Source organism: Streptomyces sp. NPDC050121 (genome assembly GCF_044460385.1).
Lineage (GTDB): Bacteria > Actinomycetota > Actinomycetes > Streptomycetales > Streptomycetaceae > Streptomyces > Streptomyces soliscabiei.
Genome location: NZ_JBITJV010000004.1, coordinates 460,814 through 476,265, shown reverse-complemented (window position 1 = coordinate 476,265; position 15,452 = coordinate 460,814). Strand labels below are relative to the sequence as shown.

Annotated in this window: 22 protein-coding genes and 2 pseudogenes; 21 read left to right on the top strand and 3 right to left on the bottom strand. The window is 70.0% G+C overall.

Translation table 11 applies throughout. From position 1 onward, the window contains the following. Positions 1-95 precede the first annotated feature (95 nt). Positions 96-818 carry a 3'-5' exonuclease gene (locus ACIBTS_RS09475; RefSeq protein WP_399317922.1) on the top strand — a complete coding sequence of 241 codons (723 nt, stop codon included), beginning with the start codon at positions 96-98 and terminating at the stop codon, positions 816-818. Positions 819-966: 148 nt separating this feature from the next. On the opposite strand, the gene ACIBTS_RS09470 is transcribed toward ACIBTS_RS09475, so the two are convergent. Next, entirely contained in the window at positions 967-1,830 is an 864-nt protein-coding gene (locus ACIBTS_RS09470) for a phosphotransferase enzyme family protein (RefSeq protein ID WP_399317920.1), read from the bottom strand. A 215-nt stretch (positions 1,831-2,045) separates the two neighbouring features. On the opposite strand from ACIBTS_RS09470, the pseudogene ACIBTS_RS09465 reads away from it, so the two are divergent. After that, positions 2,046-2,765 (top strand): annotated as a pseudogene (locus ACIBTS_RS09465) (carbohydrate ABC transporter permease); the annotation flags it as partial. A gap of 62 nt (positions 2,766-2,827) precedes the next feature. Here the strand turns inward: ACIBTS_RS09465 and ACIBTS_RS09460 are convergent. After that, positions 2,828-4,114: an integrase gene (locus tag ACIBTS_RS09460; protein ID WP_399317919.1), complete on the bottom strand. Its 1,287-nt coding sequence runs from the start codon at positions 4,112-4,114 to the stop codon at positions 2,828-2,830. Between the two features lie 439 nt (positions 4,115-4,553). Further along, on the bottom strand, positions 4,554-4,988 hold the full coding sequence (locus tag ACIBTS_RS09455) for a hypothetical protein (protein WP_399317917.1): 435 nt from the start codon (positions 4,986-4,988) through the stop codon (positions 4,554-4,556). A gap of 176 nt (positions 4,989-5,164) precedes the next feature. Here ACIBTS_RS09455 and ACIBTS_RS09450 point away from each other — a divergent pair, with 176 nt between their 5' ends. The 19 genes and pseudogenes from ACIBTS_RS09450 (at position 5,165) to ACIBTS_RS09360 (ending at position 15,449) form a co-directional block, all read left to right on the top strand. Beyond that, entirely contained in the window at positions 5,165-5,410 is a 246-nt protein-coding gene (locus ACIBTS_RS09450; RefSeq protein WP_399317915.1) for a multiprotein-bridging factor 1 family protein, read from the top strand. 1 nt (position 5,411) lies between these two features. Next, on the top strand, positions 5,412-5,651 hold the full coding sequence (locus ACIBTS_RS09445; RefSeq protein ID WP_399317914.1) for a helix-turn-helix domain-containing protein: 240 nt from the start codon (positions 5,412-5,414) through the stop codon (positions 5,649-5,651). A 95-nt stretch (positions 5,652-5,746) separates the two neighbouring features. Further along, the gene (locus ACIBTS_RS09440; RefSeq protein WP_399317912.1) at positions 5,747-6,079 is read left to right on the top strand and encodes a hypothetical protein; all 333 of its coding nucleotides are present in this window, start codon (positions 5,747-5,749) and stop codon (positions 6,077-6,079) included. Then, entirely contained in the window at positions 6,076-6,879 is an 804-nt protein-coding gene (locus tag ACIBTS_RS09435; RefSeq protein ID WP_399317911.1) for a hypothetical protein, read from the top strand. Before ACIBTS_RS09440 ends, ACIBTS_RS09435 begins: the two co-directional genes overlap by 4 nt. Then, positions 6,879-7,190 (top strand): hypothetical protein, encoded by a 312-nt coding sequence (locus ACIBTS_RS09430; RefSeq protein ID WP_399317908.1) that lies wholly within the window; start codon positions 6,879-6,881, stop codon positions 7,188-7,190. Before ACIBTS_RS09435 ends, ACIBTS_RS09430 begins: the two co-directional genes overlap by 1 nt. Further along, positions 7,190-7,384, top strand: coding sequence for a hypothetical protein (locus tag ACIBTS_RS09425; RefSeq protein ID WP_399317907.1), 195 nt, complete (start codon positions 7,190-7,192; stop codon positions 7,382-7,384). The genes ACIBTS_RS09430 and ACIBTS_RS09425 overlap by 1 nt, the downstream gene beginning before the upstream one ends. Next, complete coding sequence (locus tag ACIBTS_RS09420; protein ID WP_399317905.1) at positions 7,381-7,845, top strand: hypothetical protein; 465 nt, start codon at positions 7,381-7,383, stop codon at positions 7,843-7,845. Before ACIBTS_RS09425 ends, ACIBTS_RS09420 begins: the two co-directional genes overlap by 4 nt. Further along, positions 7,842-8,102, top strand: coding sequence for a hypothetical protein (locus ACIBTS_RS09415; protein WP_399317903.1), 261 nt, complete (start codon positions 7,842-7,844; stop codon positions 8,100-8,102). The genes ACIBTS_RS09420 and ACIBTS_RS09415 overlap by 4 nt, the downstream gene beginning before the upstream one ends. Continuing rightward, entirely contained in the window at positions 8,099-8,320 is a 222-nt protein-coding gene (locus ACIBTS_RS09410; RefSeq protein WP_399317902.1) for a hypothetical protein, read from the top strand. Before ACIBTS_RS09415 ends, ACIBTS_RS09410 begins: the two co-directional genes overlap by 4 nt. After that, complete coding sequence (locus ACIBTS_RS09405; protein ID WP_399317901.1) at positions 8,320-8,520, top strand: hypothetical protein; 201 nt, start codon at positions 8,320-8,322, stop codon at positions 8,518-8,520. The genes ACIBTS_RS09410 and ACIBTS_RS09405 overlap by 1 nt, the downstream gene beginning before the upstream one ends. Beyond that, positions 8,517-9,359, top strand: coding sequence for a hypothetical protein (locus tag ACIBTS_RS09400; RefSeq protein ID WP_399317899.1), 843 nt, complete (start codon positions 8,517-8,519; stop codon positions 9,357-9,359). Before ACIBTS_RS09405 ends, ACIBTS_RS09400 begins: the two co-directional genes overlap by 4 nt. Positions 9,360-9,362: 3 nt before the next feature. Then, positions 9,363-10,409 carry a hypothetical protein gene (locus tag ACIBTS_RS09395; RefSeq protein WP_399317897.1) on the top strand — a complete coding sequence of 349 codons (1,047 nt, stop codon included), beginning with the start codon at positions 9,363-9,365 and terminating at the stop codon, positions 10,407-10,409. 69 nt (positions 10,410-10,478) lie between these two features. Beyond that, on the top strand, positions 10,479-11,207 hold the full coding sequence (locus ACIBTS_RS09390) for a 3'-5' exonuclease (protein WP_399317895.1): 729 nt from the start codon (positions 10,479-10,481) through the stop codon (positions 11,205-11,207). Then, complete coding sequence (locus ACIBTS_RS09385; protein ID WP_399317893.1) at positions 11,204-11,581, top strand: hypothetical protein; 378 nt, start codon at positions 11,204-11,206, stop codon at positions 11,579-11,581. Before ACIBTS_RS09390 ends, ACIBTS_RS09385 begins: the two co-directional genes overlap by 4 nt. Further along, on the top strand, positions 11,578-11,889 hold the full coding sequence (locus ACIBTS_RS09380) for a hypothetical protein (RefSeq protein ID WP_399317891.1): 312 nt from the start codon (positions 11,578-11,580) through the stop codon (positions 11,887-11,889). Before ACIBTS_RS09385 ends, ACIBTS_RS09380 begins: the two co-directional genes overlap by 4 nt. After that, a complete protein-coding gene (locus ACIBTS_RS09375) occupies positions 11,886-13,475 on the top strand; it encodes a DNA cytosine methyltransferase (RefSeq protein WP_399317889.1) in 1,590 nt (529 codons plus the stop codon). Before ACIBTS_RS09380 ends, ACIBTS_RS09375 begins: the two co-directional genes overlap by 4 nt. Further along, positions 13,472-14,374 carry a hypothetical protein gene (locus ACIBTS_RS09370; RefSeq protein WP_399317888.1) on the top strand — a complete coding sequence of 301 codons (903 nt, stop codon included), beginning with the start codon at positions 13,472-13,474 and terminating at the stop codon, positions 14,372-14,374. The genes ACIBTS_RS09375 and ACIBTS_RS09370 overlap by 4 nt, the downstream gene beginning before the upstream one ends. A gap of 14 nt (positions 14,375-14,388) precedes the next feature. Then, positions 14,389-14,634, top strand: a pseudogene (locus ACIBTS_RS09365) (WhiB family transcriptional regulator); the annotation flags it as partial. Between the two features lie 521 nt (positions 14,635-15,155). Further along, the gene (locus ACIBTS_RS09360; RefSeq protein ID WP_399317886.1) at positions 15,156-15,449 is read left to right on the top strand and encodes a hypothetical protein; all 294 of its coding nucleotides are present in this window, start codon (positions 15,156-15,158) and stop codon (positions 15,447-15,449) included. Positions 15,450-15,452 lie beyond the last annotated feature (3 nt).

The window sequence follows — 15,452 nt, the reverse complement described above, 5'->3', positions numbered from 1 at the left end:
GCCCGCCGGGAAGCGGAACGCGGTCCTCTGATTGTCAGTGGCGCATGCGAGGGTGGAGACCACTGGGGGAAGCACCGCCAAGAAGGGGGGCCATCATGGCCTGGTACCGGGAGCTGCTGATCGGCTTCGACCTGGAGACGACCGGGACGGACCCGCGCGAGGCGCGCATCGTCACGGCAGCCGTGATCGAGGTCAGGGACGGGCAGGTCCTGGGGCACCGCGAGTGGCTGGCGGACCCGGGCGTTCAGATCCCGGCGGACGCGGTGGCGGTGCACGGGATCAGCAACGAGCGGGCGGCCGCCGAGGGCGCCCCCGCCGACCGGGTCGCGGACGCGATCGCCGAGGTCCTCGTGGGGTACTGGCGCACCGGCGTCCCGGTCGTCGCCTACAACGCCGCCTTCGATCTCACCCTCCTCTCCGCCGAACTGCGCCGCCACGGCCTGCCGTCGCTGCGCGAGCGCCTGGGCGGCGTGGATCCGGCGCCGGTCGTCGACCCGTACACCATCGACCGTTCGGTCGACCGCTACCGGCGCGGCAAGCGCAACCTCGAAGCGGTCTGCGCCGAATACGGCGTCCCGCTCGACTCCGCCCACGACGCCTCCGCCGACGCCCTCGCCGCGGCGCGACTGGCCTGCGCGATAGCCGCCCGCCACCCCAAGGTCGCGGCCCTCGGACCGGCGGAGCTGCACCGCCGCCAGATCGAGTGGTACGCCGAGTGGGCGGCGGACTTCCAGAACTTCCTGCGCCGCAAGGGAGAGACGGACGCGGTGATCGACGGAGCCTGGCCCGTACGAGAGGTCGCGGGAGAGACCGTCTGACGTTCTTGCGGGCACCTCGCTCTTTCCCCGCATTCACCCGCTCGTCGTCATCGGCCGGGGCGTCGCGCCCGTCGGCTTCACCGCCCGGGGGATGCGCCGGCGTCTCTCCTGAGCCGGACCTCGGCCCGCCATGCCCGCAGCAGCCGGATCAGAACGGATACCACCGCACCTCCTCGTCCCCGTCCCGCAGCGACGCCACCCGGCGCCGGAACTCCGCCAGCGCAGGCGCACCGGTGGGCGCGTGCTGGGCGACCCAGGCGCAGCTCGCGGTCTCACGGGCGCCCCGCAGGACCGCGCAGCCCGCCCACTCCCGCACGTCCCAGCCGTACGCCGCGGTGAAGGAGTCGTACGCCTCGGCGGGCAGGCCGTAGCGGTCGCGGGAGAGCGCCATGACCACCAGGTCGTGCTCGCGCAGATCGGCGGAGACGGTCTCCAGGTCGACCAGGACCGGACCGTCGGGGCCTATGTGCACATTGCGGGGCAGTGCGTCGCCGTGGATCGGGCCGGGCGGCAGCTGCGGGGTGAGCGCGGCGGCGGCCGCGGCGAAGCCGTCGCGGCGCTCACGCAGAAACGCCGCGTCCGCCGGGTCGATCGCGTCGCCCGCGAGCCGCAGCCAGCGTTCCACTCCCGACAGCAGGTCGCGCGGGGGCAGACCGAAGGAGGGGACGGGCAGGGCGTGCACGAGGCGCAGGAGTTCGGCCAGATCCCGTGGCTCGGCAGGCCGTACCGGGTCGGGCAGCCGCTGCCACACGGTCACCGGATGCCCCTCGACCAGCAGCGGCTTCGGCTCGGCCGCCCGGACCGCAGGCACGCCCGCCTCGGCGAGCCAGGCAGCGACGTCCAGCTCGCGCCGGGCCCGGTCGAGGAGTTCGGCGTCCCGGCCCACCTTCACCACCAGGTCACCGGCGGCGAACACCGCGTTCTCGCCCAGGGCGAGCAGCCGCGCGTTTGCCGCCGGGCCGGGCAGCGCCCCCGCCGCGGCCAGTACGTCCCGCGCCCGTGCCTCGTCCATCGCCCGCCTCCGTGTCGTTCTGCGCGTTGGCCGCCCGGCCCCACCGCACGGCGTCGGGATCCGGCCATCCGACGGCCAGTGTCGCATTCGCACAGATCGGAGCATGCGCATGGTGTCTTGACGGCGTTCAGCACCTTCACGACCATGGCGGGGCCCGTCACAGCCGCGGGAAGGGGGACGCTTCGGTGTCGTTGGCGACCGAGAAGACAGGGACGGTGCGCCGTGCGACGGGCACCGGCCCGCCGCGCACCACCGCCGGCCGCGGCGCGTGGTTCCTCGTCCTCCCCGCCCTGATCCCCATCCTGGTCCTGAGCGTCGGCCCGCTGCTGTACGGGATCCTGCTGGCGTTCACCGACGCCCAGGCGGGCCGCACCGCGCCCACCCGGTGGATCGGCGCCCTCAACTTCTCCGACCTGCTGCACGACACCCTGTTCTGGGAGTCGTTCCGGATCGGCCTGGTCTGGGCGGTCGGGGTGACCGTCCCGCAGTTCCTGCTCGCCCTCGGGCTCGCCCTGCTCCTCGACGAGGACCTGCGGCTGCGCTGGCTGGCCCGCGCCCTCGCGATCATCCCCTGGGCGATGCCCGAGGTCGTGGTCGGCGTCATGTGGCGACTCGTCTACAACCCGGACGCGGGCATCCTCAACGAGACCCTGCGCGACCTGGGTCTGGGCGACGGACGGGACTGGCTCAGCGGGCTGGCGAGCGCTCTGCCCGCGGTGATCGTCGTGGGCGTGTGGGCGGGCATGCCGCAGACGACGGTCACCCTGCTCGCCGGCCTGCAGAACACCCCGCGCGAGCTGCACGAGGCGGCCGCGGTGGACGGCGCGGGCGCCTGGCGCCGCTTCCGCACGGTCACCTGGCCCGCCCTGAGGCCCATCGCCCTCGCCGTCACCGCGCTCAACTTCATCTGGAAGTCGGGAGATTGGGCGACCATAGCAGCCTGACCAGCGGATCCCTTGATCGATATCGCTCGACTGGGAAACGAATGGGAAACGAATCAGCCGCCCACGCTCTTCAAGCGCTCCTGCAAGCCGTCCCACCGCTCCTGCAACGACTTCATGATGGCACGCTCCATCGGCACCGTCACGCTGCTGTACACGCCCTCGACGCCCGGAACCTCATGCCCCATCCGCGACTCCACCGCGAACTTGCTGTGCCCGTCCTCGTCCAGCCACGCCTTGTGCCCATGGCGCAGCAGATACAGGCGCTTGCCCTTGAACGACGGCACTGCCGGCATGGCGGCCCGCGGCTTCCTCACGCGGGGCCCCTTACGGGCCTCGGCGCCGTCGGCGATGGGCCGCCAGTACTGGTAGTCGAAGTTCACCGCCCCCAGGCTCCCGCCCTGGATCGCCGGGAAGACCCACCGGCTGTCGTGAGAGGCGAGCAGCTGCTCCAGCATGTCCGCCAGGAACGGGGGCACCACTAGCGTGCGGTACGACTCGTACTTCGGGGGGAAGAACTGCAGCTCTGATTCTTTGTACTGAACTTGGCGTTCAACACGGATGGCTGGCATCCGCTCCCCGCCTTTGCCGTACCGCTCCGCGTCCTCCTCGTAACGAACCTCTTCGGCAGGGTCGGTTCGGGGATCGGACGCGGGCCAATTCGGATAGCAGTACTCCCGCGTGAGGCCGTACAACTCCGCCGGCCGCATCCCGGTCATGGCCATCGTCCACATGAACGCGTACCCGGCCTGCCCGAAGTAGGTGCGCGCGTTGACGGCGAGCTGCTCCACGGCTTCTGGCGTGACGTCTTTCTTCCGCTCCTTGGCCTTCTTCTTGAACTTGCCGCGGCGGCGTGTCCGTTCGACGGGGGACGTCTTGATGAGGCGCGGGACGGCGTCGTCGAGGACCATGCCGAGGACCATCATGACGTTCTTGGCGCTGCCTTCCCCGACCGCGCCGTTGATGTACTTGCGGAATGCCCGGTAGGCGAGGACGTCGATGTCGGCGACGGCGGTGTTGCGCTTCTTGAAGTACGGCCGGATGTGGTTTTCGATCACGGACCGGTAGCCGCGTTCGGTGAGGTGGGAGTGGTCCATCGCTGCGAGCCAGTCGTTGAGCCAGTCCGACATGAGGGTCTTGCCGTCGCGCGTGGAGACATGCTCGCCGCGCCGGATCTCGGCCATCTGATCGAGGCCGTGGTCATAGGCTTCGTCCTCGTCTGTGAAACCGCCCTTGGATCTGAAGCGCTTACGGCCGTCGTCGTGGTACTCGCCCGTCCACCACTTCACCCGGCACGTGCCGCCGCGCCATTCCGTGTAGACGTCCAAGGAACGCCTGGCCATTCGCCCCCCACTGTTTCGTGCCGCGGTGGCTCGGCAGGCACCCCTGCCGCCGAGACTCCGCGTCGTTCGCCTGCTTCAGCCTTTCCTCCCCAGGGGACAGTTCGGGCATCGGCCGCATTCACCACCGAGCTCTTGCACCATCTCCCGCATCGATGCCTGTGCTGGCGGGCTGTCGCGGATCTGGCTTGGTACTACACAGACGATGCCCTTGTCGGTGCGGACCGCCGCTCCGTGGAACTTCGGCCCGTAGTCGACTATGAGCGCGTCGTTTTGCTGCATGGCTCCCCCTATGAGTCGCCTTCAGGGAAGCCTCCGAGGACGTGTCACGACTCTGCCACGTTTGGGACCTGTTGGGACTGGTTGGGACCGGAGGGGATACAGAGAGTTAGTAACAAAACGGTAAAGTCAAATGGTTGTACGGCAAATGACGGAACTTCAGTCAGGTGAGGCCTTCCTCGCGGAGATCGCGCGCCACGCGCTCGCTCATCTCCCGAATCTCCTCGGCCGTCGTCCCCTTCGCCGTGGCGATTAGCGCCAACCGCACAACGTTCTGAACCCGCTCGTCGACAACATCCTGCGATAGCGGCGACTTCTGCACTCCGGCCGCGGCTGCGTCTTCCATGTCGCCGACCGGTACGGGCTCGCCACCTTCGAGCACGGCGACGCAGCTACCTGGCGCCCAGCGGAGCAGGCCGTCGATCTTCACGTAGTTGCTGTCGTGGATCTTCAGGCCTTTCTCGACTCGTTGCCATGTCCCCTTTGAGGTGCCGGCGGCCTTGGCGTTTCGGTCGTTCAGTGCGAGGCCGAGCACGGCGCGACGGCGCTTGGCTACGTCAGCCAGTCGCTGGAGGGCCTCATCGGAAACAGATGGCATGCCTTCATCTTGGCAGGACTGGAGGGGACCAGCCAGGACTACGGCTCGGTTAGGCCCATTCTCGCCCTTCCGTTTGCCCAGCTCACGGGGCATCTAGGCTTACACGTTGGCAACTAGTGGCAACACGGGGCCATCTTTGGCTAGACAGCGTGGGCATCTTTGGGTAACTTCTATGCATGGCACAAACCCCAACCACCTTCGAGGTGGACGGGACGGCTATCTGCACCAAGCGCATGCAAGCGGGGATGGAAGTCCAGCAACTCGCAGACCAAGCCGGCATCACCGCCAGCTTCCTGCGAAAGCTCGAACGCGGCGACCGTCACCGCATGAGACCTGGCAAGTACCAGGGCCTCAGAGCCGCCCTGAAAGCGAACGAGACCGAACTCCTCGCCCCCCACCCGAAACCCCCTGAAAGGAAGTGAAGTGAACAGCACCCAGTCCCCGGTGGATACCCCCTCCGAGTACCTGAGCCTGCGCCAGGTCGCCGCCGAACTGAAGTGCAGCGTCCGCACGGTACGGCGCTATCTGGCCAACGGCCGGCTCGGCTACAGCCAGGAGATCAAGGGCGGCGTCATCCGCGTCAGCCGCGCCGACCTCGCCGCCTACTACCAGGCCAGCCGCCGCGGCCCGGCCGTCTCTCGCCGCCGCACGGCCGCCGCCTGACCCCCCACAAAGCGCCGAAGGGCCGCCGGACGCGACCCGACGACCCCCGACTCGGCTGATCCACCTCACTCACTCCAGAAAGCGAGGCGTTCGCCTTGAACGCATCATCTCAGACCCAGATCACCGCAGCGATCGCGCTGACGCAGATCCTGCAAGAGTTCGGCGACCTGCCGCCGCTGGCCTGGCGGATCTCGAACCGCGAGGGCCTGGCCGACCAGCTGTCCGGCGGCGGGATGTTCCAGGACCCGGGACCGGTCGTCGCCGCGTGGGCGGACGCCCTCGGCGCGAGCGTGGCCGAGTCGCCGTTCCAGCTCGACGGCCAGCCGTACATCGAGTTCGCCGCGGCGGTGGTGTGGCGGGACGTGCGGGTGCGGATCTGTCTGTCGTGCCCGACGTCGGCTCTGACGGATGCAGCGGTGGCGGCGTGAGCGCCCCGCTGGTGGTGAACACCGTGGACGGGACGTGCTGGACGCGACGCGGTTCGCTTCGTGGCGGCGAGCCGCTGTACGCGCCGGCGGATGTGTGTCGGTGCCCGGAGTTCGTGATGGCGACGCTGGCGGAGTTGGCGGAGCACGGGATCGTCGGGTCGGCGGATGTTCTGCCGATGCCGGTGGGCTCGAAGCCGCAGGCGGAGACGTTGCCGCTCAAGGTCGTGGCCGAGCTGAACAACCTGCGTATGCGACTGGCCGGTATGGCGAACCCGCCGCGTGAGGTGTTCCTCGCTCTGTATGACGGAGCCGAGCCGGAGCTGTTCACGACGGCCGAGGCTGCGCGTGAGTGCTGCGACGACCTCGCGAAGTCGGACGCGCACGAGAAGTACTGGGATTGGACCGTCAACGAGCACGGGATCCACGTTCAGTTCTGGACGCACCCGGACGACGACCGACCGCTGTCGGAGACGTCGGGATGTGTGACGCCGATCGTGGTCCAGGGCGACGACGACGTGTCGGAGTTGGAGCGGCTGCGGTCCCGGGTGGCCGAGTTGGAGGCGGAGCGCCGCAGCACGAACGAGGCGTTGGACGACGCGGTGCAGGAGCTGCGGGCGCGTCATGAGGATGTCGAGCCGGACGCCATCCCGCAGCGGATCGCTCCGCCGCAGGTGTTGGGCCCGTTGGCGGGGTGGGTTGCGGAGACGTTCTCACCGAAGCCGGCCGAGGGCGAGCACTACGCGTCGACGCATCACGAGTACCGGCTGGGTCACGACCTGCCCGAGACGGGCGGTGCGTGATGGCGACGCCGCTTAAGTCCCGCCCGCTGGCGGATTTGGAGGTCGACTCGGTGCTTGCGGTGGAGGCCGCGTGGGAGCGCCGGTCGCGCGGGCTGAAGCCGTGGACCGTGGGCGAGTTCCTGGATCAGGTCGCCGCTGTGCACGCCCGCTACAACGTGCGCCGCGAATGGCTGCGCAGGCACCCGCAGGGGGCTCCCCAGACGGTGCCGTGCGCTGAGTGTCCGGCGGAGATTCCGGCCGGGCGCACCTTCTGCTCCAGCCGCTGCCGTAACGCGGCCGACTCCCACGACGAGATGGACGGGGACCTGTGATGAACGACCACGACCACGACAACCCGGACGAGTTCGAGGCGGGCTGCCCCGCGTGCGAGCTGGACGAGGTGTCGCTCCAGGACACGGGCCGCTCGTGGGCGTACCGGCTGTACCGGCACCCGTCGATGCAGGCGACCGTCCGCCACTTCGGGGCGAACCCGCTGCCCGAGCAGCAGGATCGGCGGTCGGCGTGAGTGCCCGCGACCGGATTCACGCGATGCTGCCGATCTGTGACAGTCCGGCCGAGGCCGCGGCCCGCGAGACGGAGATGAACGCCCGCCTCGACGACTACCGCACCGAGGTGCTGGCCGAGGTGACGGCGTGGCTGATCAAGAAGGCCCGCGAGTTCCACGTCCGCAGCCGCAAGCAGGAACGGGCGCAGGGCGACACGTGCGCCAGCCTCGCCTCACAGATCGCCCGGGGTGCGGTCCGCCCGAACAACGTGGACATGCTGCCCACCGCCGGCTTCTTCGAGGTCGACCACGCCTACCAGTGGCGCGGCGACGAGTTCCGTGTCCTCGCCGTCGACCCCCATCCGATCCGCGGCGATCTGACTGCGGTCGGCTGGCTGATCGAAACCGACGGAACATGCCTGATCATCCGCATGACCGGCCCGGAGTGGGAGTCCGGCAAGTGGGTCGAGGTGACCCCGTGACCGCCGTGTCCGAACTCGTCGCCCGGCAGCAGGAGCAGGCCGCGCGTGAGGCAGCGCTCCTCGCCGCGATCCGGTCCAGCAAGCAGACCCGGTGGAAGTCAGGCCACGCCGTCGTCGCCCTCAGGGCGGCTGGCCACTACCCGATCAGTCCCGGCACCGCGTCCCGCATCCTCCAAGCCCTCACCTGGGCCGGACACCTGATCGCGCACGACGAGAAGGGCGTCCGCTACTACACCGCGACGGGGGCGGCCTCGTGAGCCGGCATCGCGTCCGTCACCTCGTCTGCGACAAGCCGCTGTGCACCGCCCGCTACATCCACGGCGACGGCACCGCCCCGGAAACCGTGCTCCGTCACCACGCGCGCGCCGCCGGATGGAAGCGCACCAAGGGCAACCGCGACTACTGCCCCGAACACAACCCGTGGCCCGGATTCGGTGCCTGGGCTCTCTCCAAGACGACGGGGGTGGCCCGGTGATGCGCGCCCTCGCCCTCGACGCCGGGTTCGTCCTGGCCGTCCTCGTCGCCGCCTGCACGGCCACTGCGGCAGTCGCCCTGCTGTTCCCGGCTGCCGCGTACTGCGACGTCATCGCCGGGATCGCGGCCGGGTGGGCGGCCATGGAGCTCCTGCCCGACCCGCCCTGCCCCTTCCCCTGCTGCCAGAAGGGCCACCAGTGACCAACCCCAAGCACGCCCAAGACACCGACAACGGTCGCTACTACAGCGACCCGGCCGGCGGCCCGGACCTCGTGTCCGTCACCAACGTCCTCAACACCAGCGTCCACAAGCACGCCCTGATCCCGTGGGCCGTCAAGCTCACCGTCGAGTGGATCCTCGACCACCGCATGGAGGTCGCTCGCCGGGCCATCACCGACCGGGCCGCGCTCGTCAAGGAGCTCAAGCAGATCCACATCGACGTCCGCGACTGCGCATCCGACCTCGGCACCCGCATCCATCGAGCCGCCGAACAGCGCCTCCTCGGAGCGCCGTTCGCGGTCGAAGCCGAGGTCGCGCCCTATCTCGCCCAGCTGGAGAAGTTCCTCGGCTTCTGGGGTGTCGACGTCGACAAGCACGTCGAGGCCGCAGAGATCACCTGCCTGCACCGGCGGTTGGGCTACGCGGGCACCGCCGACCTCATGATCTGGCTGCCCACCGGGCCCGGCCGCGTCCTCGAACTGTGGCTGATCGACTTCAAGACGTCGGCCACCCGCTCCGCAAAGGACGTCTACCCGGAGAACACCCAGCAGCTCGCCGCTCTCCGCTACTGCGAGTCGGTCCTGCTCCCGGACGACACCGAGCAGCCGATGCCGAAGATCCAGCGGGCCGGTGTCCTCAACCTGCGGGCCAAGTCCCACGCCCTCGTCGAGATGCCTGCTGGCCGCGACGCCCACAAGGCGTTCCGTGGGGCTCTCGCCAACGCGCTGTGGCACCACGCCGCCCCTTCCTCCTACCCGGCCCTCCTCGCCCCCGATCAGCCGGTTCCGGCCCGGTGGCGCAACTATCGAAAGGTGGCCTGACCGATGGGCTCCCGAATCCGCACCGCACAAAAGCAAGCCCGCGAACTGGGCCGTCTGCGCACCGGCTACAGCATCCCCAACGACGACCCGAAGAAGCGGCCCCGGCCGGTCAAGTCGAAGACGTGGGTGATCAGCAGCCACGCCGAGCATTACGTGACTGCCGCCGCCAACGCCTGGGGCGGCAAGGTCGAGCGCTGGCAGCCCCAGGGCAACGGCGCCCCCCAGTTCCGGGTGATCACCGATGCCGAGCTGATCGAGGCGATCCTTCCGCCCGGAGACCCGCTGTCCCAGGCCAACGAGATGTGGAACAAGGGCGGGTGCGTCCGCCGCTGCGACGGCGCGATCGAGCAGATCAGCCGCCACCCGTGCCTGTGCCTCGCCGAGCACGGCCCGGAATGGCACCTGCTGCGCCAGGACCTGTACACCAAGGACAAGGTGTGCGCCGCCACCTCCAGGCTGAACGTCGTCCTGCCAGACATGCCCGACGTCGGCGTATGGCGGGTGGAGACGCACTCCTGGTACGCCGCGAACGAACTCGCCGGAACCGTCGACATGGTGCTGTCCGGCACCGGCGGCAAGGGCCTCGTTCCGGTCACCTTGCGGATCGAGCCGCGCACCCGGGTGGCGGGCGGTCAGACGAAGCACTTCCCGGTGGTCGTCGTCGAGATCCGGGGCGTTACGACTCGGCAGGCGTTGACCGGGCCGCTGCCCACTGCGGTTGCGCTGGACCCGACCGGCACGCGGGCGGTCGCCGCGATCGAGGCTCCGCGCCCGGACTACCTCGCTGATGCGGCGGGCGCGTTGACGGTCGACGACGTGCAGGACGTGTACCGGGCAGCGCACGCCGCGGGCCACCTCACGGACGACCTGATCGCGGCCCTGAAGGCGCGGGCGGCCGAGGTCAAGGCGGAGGAAGAGAAGCGCTCTGACGGCGTCGGATCCGGCGAGGCCGGTCCGGACGACGAGGGCGTGTACACGGCCGAGGTCGTCGACGACGGCCCCCGCGAGCCGGCCACTTGGCCCGCGGCCGCGCGGCCCGGCAGCAAGTAGCCCATTTCGCACCGGGGCGGCCCGCACCCGTAATGCGGGCCGTCCCGGCTCACACAGGAGACCACACACATGAACCAGCCCACACCGTGGCACCTCGGCCGACTGGCCGGCTTCGATACGGAATCCACGGGCGTCGACGTTGAGAAGGACCGGATCGTCACCGCGTGCATCGTCGAGGTCGGCGGCAGCGCCCCGGCCCTCCCCGCAAACTGGCTCCTCGACCCGAAGGTCGATATCCCGGAGGCCGCGACCGCGGTCCACGGAATCAGCACCGAACGCGCCCAGGCGGAAGGCCAGGACGCCGCCGAGGGCATCGCGCAGATCGTCGCCGCTCTCACGCAGGTCGTTCTCGCGGGGACGCCGATCGTCATCATGAACGCCCCCTACGACCTCACCCTGTTGGACCGGGAGGCACGCAGGTACGGCATCAAGACGTTGACGGACACCGTCGGCCGGGACCTGCGCGTCATCGATCCCCGCGTCCTCGACAAGCGGGTCGACCCGTACCGGCGCGGCAAGCGCACGCTGACCGACCTGTGCGCCCACTACCAAGTCCCGCTGGACGGCGCGCACTCGGCGGACGCCGACGCCATCGCCGCGTGCCGGGTCGCTTGGCGGATCGCCTCCACCCACGGCGAGATCGGCAAGGCGTTCCTCGACGAGCTCCACGAACTGCAGGAGACCTGGGCTGCCGCGCAGGCGGCGTCGTTCCAGGAGTACCTGCGCCAGAAGGACCCCAACGCGGTGATCGACGGTTCGTGGCCGCTGCGCCCCGCCCAGACGGGAGACGCCCGATGAGACTCCAACTCCCGTTCGTCACCCGGCGCCGGCACGAAGCCGCGCTCGCCGCCGAGCAGGCCGAGACCCTGCGGGTGAAGAAGGTCAAGGACGGCTGGTGGCAGCGCCACGACCGTGTGGCCGAGGAACTCGCCGCGGTCAGCATCGTCAACGCCTGCCTCACCGAGGCCAACACCGAACTCCGTGAGCAGCTCGCCGAGCTCCGGGCGCAGTTGAGCGACAGTGCCGCCACCTACTGGAGTGCGGAGGCGCGGCGGGAGAAGAGGCGCGCCGACCGGCTGCAGAAGCAGTACGACGACGCGGTCGGCCTTACCGGCGCACGGCCGCAGGACTCCAGCCGTTGGCAGCCCGGCTACAAGGAGGCCGGAGCATGAACGGCACCGCGCAGGCCGGGCTCGGCTATCTCGCACTGTTCTTCGTCCTCGGAGCGCTCCTGATCCGCTACGGGGCCACGGGCGGCAAGCCCCGCCGGCACCGCGGGCCGCGTGCCCCGCGCCGGATCGAGGTCGAAGTCCCCGGCCACCACCTGATCCCCGCACTCGCTGGCCCGGGCTGGCCGCAACCCGCGTTCCGGCACTGCATCGGCTGCCAGCACACGGTCCCGGTCGTCGTCCACGACCACGCCCACCGCTGCGACGCAGGCCACACCACCATCCACGCCACCACGGGGGACCACCGATGACGCTCCATCGCAACGACGCGCCCACATGCAATGCCGAGTTCACCGGCACGGGCGGCCCCTCAAAGTGCATCCTGTCCGAAGGCCACGCCCCGGCCTCCGCCAGCTTCCTCCACAGCGACGGCCGCTACCGGTGGGGGCGCCCAAGCCCCGAGCAGGCCACAACAGTCAGGAAGACCTGGCCGTCAGCCCCCGCGCTGGTCAACTGGCGCACCCTCGCCGCCGACTGCACCGACGGCTTCGCCGGCGCGGGCGGATCCTCCTCCGGCATCCGCCAGGCCGGAGGCCACGTCCGTACCGCCCTCAACCACTGGCGTCTCGCCGTCGACGTCCACCAGGCCAACCACGAAGACACCGACCACGACTGCGCCGACATCTCCCAGGTCGACCCGCGCCGCTACCCCACCACCACCTTCGCCTGGTTCAGCCCCAGCTGCACCAACCACTCCATCGCCAAGGGCGCCCGCCGTCACCGCGACGCCACGCCGGACCTGTTCGGCGAGGTCCTGCCCGACGAGGCCGCGGAGCGCTCCCGGGCCACCATGTGGGACGTCGTCCGCTTCGCCGAGTACCACCGCTACCGGGCGATCATCGTCGAGAACGTCGTCGACGCACGCGACTGGATCCTGTGGCCCGCCTGGATCGCCGCCATGCACGCCATGAAGTACCGATCCCGGACCGTGTGCCTCAACAGCATGCACGCCCAGGCCCTCGGCGACGGGGCACCGCAATCCCGCGACCGCATGTACGTCGTGTTCTGGCTGGAAGGCGAACGCGAGCCGGACTTCGACCGCTTCACCCGCCCCTCGGCGTACTGCCCGCACTGCGACCGCACCGTGCGCGCCGTACAAGCATGGAAGAACCCGCAGCGCCGCTACGGCAAGTACAAGCAGCAGTACGTGTGGCGTTGCCCCACCGCCCGCTGCCACGCCGAGGTCTTCCCCGCGGTCCGGCCGGCCGCCGACGCCATCGACTGGACGCTCCCCGCGGTCCGGATCGGGGACCGGGCGCGGCCGCTCGCCGTGAAGACGATGACGAGGGTCTCGGACGGCTACAACACCTACGGCGTGCCGCTCCTCGTGCCGGTCGAGGGCCGCGAAGGCAAGGTGGCCCGTCCGGCTGACCAGCCCATGCGAACCTGCACGGCCCGCAACGAGACCGGCGTCGCCGTCCCGCCGTACATCGTCGAACTCCGCGGTGGCGGTTCCAGCCACCGTGCCGTGACCGAGCCGCTCGCCACGGTGTGCGCGTCCGGGAATCACCACGGCCTAGCTGTGCCGGACCTGGTCGTGCCGTACTACGGCAACGGCAACGCCCGCCCGGCCACCGACCCGCTGCCGACCGTGACCACGGTGGATCGTCACGCGCTGCTGAAGGGCGCGGTTGTCTCCTCGGTCGAAGATCTCGGCTTCCGGATGCTGGAGCCGTTCGAATACGCGGCGGCCATGGACTTCCCCGAGGACTACATCTGGCTCGGCAACAAGCGGGAGCGGGTCCGCTTGTCGGGGAACGCCGTGACGCGGTGCGCGGCCAGGGACCTGTTCGCGATGGTCTCGCAGGCCGTCCTCGGCGAGGAGGCTGCGGCGTGACCACCACCCCCATGTTCGACGTCGAGGCACCGGCCGCCCACGCGGCGGCCGAGCCCCGCGAAGCCCCCCACCACCGCAACCTCACCTGCGTCAAGATCTACCGCTGCCGTCGGCCGGACTGCCTCAAACGGTCAGCCGACTACGACCGCAACCGCAACCGGCTCGTCGCCTACGGCCGGTGGCAGCCCCTCATCGACGCCGAACCCACCCGCCAGCACATCCGCATGCTCGGCACCTACGGCATCGGATGGCAGCGCGTCTGCCGCCTCTCCGGAGCAGCCTGCGGCTGCGTCTCCCGAATCCTGTACGGCGACCACACCCGCGGCTACGTCCCAACCAAACGCGTCCGCATCTTCACCGCCGACCGGATCACCGCAGTCCGCCCGGACTTCGACAACGTCGCACCCGGCACCGGCGTCGACGCCACCGGAACCCGGCGCCGGCTTCAAGCCCTCGTCGCCAACGGCTGGCCGCAGCAGCGGCTCGGGCAGGAGCTCGGCTTCAACCACTACCGCCAGGTCTGGGAAATGATCCGCAAGGAGGCGGTCGCGGTGGCCACGGTCCGCCAGGTCCGGGACCTCTACGACGCGCTGTGGAACGTCGACCCGGCCAGCCGCGACATCGCACCCCGCTACATCGCGCAGGCCAAACGAATCGCCGGAGCCAACAGTTGGGTGCCGCCGGGGGCGTGGGACGACGACTACATCGACAGCCCGGCCGCCGTACCCGATCTCGGCGAGACGGTCAGCGCGTACGCCGCGCTCAGCGAGGACGCGCTGTGGCTGATGGGCGAGCACGGCTACACCCGTGAGCAGGCCGCGCACCGTCTCGGCATCACCTCCCGGCATCTGGAGCGGGCCCTGTCCTGGGCGCGGGCCGAGCAGGAGGTGGCTGCGTGATCGGCGTCAGTCACATGGTGCCCGACACTGCGGGCCGCGCTACCGACTGGCGGGATGCTGCCGCCTGCCGCACCGAGGACCCAGAGCTGTTCTTCCCGAAGGGCTACGACGGCTCCATCAACCTCGCCCAGGTTGAGCAGGCTAAGGCCGTCTGCCAGCGCTGCCCGTCCAGGCCCGCATGCCTCGCATTCGCGCTCGCCAGCAACATCACCGACGGCATCTTCGGCGGCTACACCCACGACGAACGCCGCAAAGGCAAACACATCCACCCCGACATCCCGGAGGAAGACCCGGCGCCGGCCACACCGCAGGAGGCGTTCATGCGGCGCAGCGACGCCGTGCGTGGCGGGCACCGCTCCTGGCGTGGCGCCCCGAAGCTGAAGTGGAAGGGCACCACTTACAACCCGCTCCACATCGCGTTCCTGATGGCCCACGGCCGTAGCCCCGTAGGGCTGATCCGCCGCTCGTGTGCCTTCTACGGCTGTCATGCGGGCGAGCACCTCACGGACGGCCCGCTCCGCGACGTGGGCGCGATGTGCGGCACACGGTCTGGCTACAACCGGCACAAGAAGCGTGGGGAGAAAGCCTGCCAGCCGTGCCGGGCTGCGAACACGCAGGCGGACAAGCGGTGGCGGGCGACGGGCACCACGAGGGCCGCGGTATGAGCGCCCCCACTCCGGAGCCGTCCGTGCCTGTGGCGCAGGCCGCCGTCGACCACAAGACCACCTGACAGCAGCCCCGGCCGCGGACATCGGCCGGGGCCCGGAACAAGGAGACCAGCATGAAGACGCGTTCCGCCAGTCGCTACGTGACGATCACCACCGACGTCGAGGTCGATATCTCCGACTACCTCACCGACGTCAGCAACGACGAACTGTCCGAGTTCGGGCTGCACCGCGACGACGCCTGCAACGGCGACCCGCACGGTGCGGTCGAGAGCCTGCACAGCGCCCTCAACGCGCTCCACCAGCAGGCACATCCGGATCAGCCGCTGTTCGTCGACACGTGCCTGCGCGAGCCGTGCCGGTCACTGCCCCTGCGCCAGTTCCCGAACCTCGGCCGCGCACAGCACTGACCA